We start from the raw sequence: 2650 nt of genomic DNA on the forward strand, positions 1-2650 counted from the left end.
GCACCTATCAGCAATAGCCTATAATCTGAAAACCTGCCTGCCGGCAGGCAGGAGTACCTGAAATTCACTCAAAAACACGTAAAAAGTGGAGCAGGTATGGGGTCTTTGTTCATTCTTCTAAAAAAGACCTTATATGCTCTAAAAAACTCACATTTAACCACCTTAAAAATAACCAATTACTTGACTAATTGAAAAATGAAACCACCTTAAAAGGCGGTTATAAAGGCCATTATTTTATAAATTATGGAGTTGTGCAACGGTTACTTTTGTTGGCATTAGTTATTCTTTGTCACCTATCCAATTAAGTAAGCTAATATCAAGTTCTCTTAATTTAATTATTTCATCAAAGTCATTGGTATAACCCTTAATTAAAAGTTCAATTTGATACTTATATAAGTTTACTATAATCTCTTTTAGTTTTGACGCTTTTGCTTTTAAAAAATCACTTTTTGAGTTGGCTTTAAGACGTAAGAACTCTTCATACACCTTTAATATATTATTATTGTACGCTTTAAGAAAAGCATCTCGTTTTTGGTCAAACATTAATTTGTCTGGTTTTGAACGAAATATGGAAGGTCCACTAGCCATAATAATAGCGATTCTTTTAATTTCTTCTTTCTTTTCAGGAGTTATTTCTTCACCTTTATCAATTGCTTCTTTATTAAGCCTATCTTTTACTTTTTCAATCTCTTTGTTTTTTGATTGAATAGATTCTTCAAATTGTATTAAATCTTCGTCCAATTTTTTTGAAATAATTATTTCTGCTTCGGAATACTTGATAGAATTGTGCAGAGAATCAATATATTCATAACACCTATCATAAATTTCCTTTTGAAGTTTTAATTCTTCATCTCTTAACTTAGTAGCTTCATCATATTTTTGCTTTTTTACTACTTGGTGTTTAAGAGTATTTATTGGTTGAATTTTCTTAATTGTTTGAATGTCTTCTTTTGATATTGGAATAAAAAGGTTTTTCAATTTTTCATTTAAAAATTCATTTTCATTTTTAATTATTTCTGTTTCTTTTCTTAGTTTAAAAATGAATGACCCGCCTTCATGTCCAACATTAATTAGTGTTCCAGACATAGGAGTCTGATTTCTATTATTGTTAAACTCTAGTATCAAATTATTTGCAAGTATATTAAATGGCAATTCTTCTAAATTATTTTCCTTAAGTAATTTTGTTAAAATCGGGGCGAAAGGACTAAGCTCTTCAGTTTTACCATCACTTACTTTTTCTAATCCACCCGAAGTTAGCCCCAGGCGAGATTTTCTTGATTCAAATGCAGTAATTCCACCACCTCTTTTTGGTTCTTCAAAAATTGCTCCTGAAAAACAAGAGTCAAAAACCACACTAATATGAAAAGCCTTTGATGCTTTAATAAAAGTTAGAATATCTGCAACGCTAAGCCAAGTTGAAGAATCTAGAGGGTCAGAATCTGATGGTTGCCAATAAGCAGTTTCGAGTTCGGGGTTATATTCTCCATGCCCTGCATATAACAATAGTATATTTTCATTTTCAATACTATTTATGAAATATGTATTTAATTTATTAAAGAGGGCTTTTCTAGTTGTAGATTTTTTTTCATGAATAAACTCAATATCCTCAAATGTGTATTTTGAAGAAAGAACGTCAATAATTGCGGTTAAATCCAATTTGCAATTTTGGATTTTGTTTAACTCAGTATCGTCGTAATCATTTATCGCTATTGCTAAAATTTTATTGATTTTCATACAAATACCAGAGTGTTTTTATAATTATTGCCAACGGCTAGGCTAAGGTTAGTACGGGATTAAATTAGTATTTAATTTCGGATTAAGCACTTAGCAAATCTTTTTATTTTGTTTTATCTTTTTTTGTTCTAAAGCCAAATCAAAAGATTTGGCGGACTTGGTTAAAAGCTCTAAACTTTAGGTTAAGCACCAAAACCCGTATTAACTATAGCCATTGTTGGTAAATCGTTATTTTAATTCACATTCTGTCTTACGCAACCATTAATTCTTTTTTCTTTAGTCAGAGTCCAAACGTTTATTGCTTTATTCTCAAGTTTGTTTTCAGTATCAGGTTCCACCAATTCAATTTCTATAATACATTCAGTCGCAATTTTGTAATCAGAATTTTCTATTAAATATCCATTTACATAGATTCCGTTATTTTTTTCAATTCCGAAAAATTCATTCAATTCAGATTGTGTTTTAAAAGCAGTTTCTTTCTTTAAACTGACAAAAATAATTCCGTTATCAGTCAGATTGAAGAATTTATGCTCTTTCCGATTTGGTTTGTCTTTCAGAACACTTATTTCAGTAATCAATTCTTTTGTTGTTCCGATAGCACTTTCATTCGCAATAATGTCTTTATCAATAATGAATGTTGGACAATTGCTTTTCGTAAATGGTAATTTCACATAAGTATCTTGAGAATAGATATTCGTAAAAAATAAAGTAAAAATTATAATTAAAATTATTCTGTTCATATACGTTTCGTTAATGTTTGCCAACGTTCATGTATATGGAAAGTTGCGTGTTTGTGAGCGAGGATTTTCCGAAGGAAAATCGGATGCAAGCAAACAAAGCAACTAACATTGGTTAAGCACAAAATAGCAATTTTTTATATACTTTGTTGGCAATACGTGCTTTCTTCTCAATTCCG

General features: G+C 29.9%; 2 protein-coding genes. Both read right to left on the bottom strand.

The genetic code is table 11. The features are described from left to right. Positions 1-279: 279 nt before the first annotated feature. Positions 280-1734, bottom strand: a complete 1455-nt coding sequence (locus tag BLQ19_RS20745; RefSeq protein WP_074539650.1) for a UvrB/UvrC motif-containing protein — start codon at positions 1732-1734, stop codon at positions 280-282. A gap of 233 nt (positions 1735-1967) precedes the next feature. Next, positions 1968-2474 (bottom strand): hypothetical protein, encoded by a 507-nt coding sequence (locus BLQ19_RS20750; RefSeq protein ID WP_074539651.1) that lies wholly within the window; start codon positions 2472-2474, stop codon positions 1968-1970. Positions 2475-2650 lie beyond the last annotated feature (176 nt).

Source organism: Cellulophaga baltica (assembly GCF_900102165.1).
In the GTDB taxonomy this organism is placed as follows: Bacteria; Bacteroidota; Bacteroidia; order Flavobacteriales; family Flavobacteriaceae; genus Cellulophaga; species Cellulophaga baltica.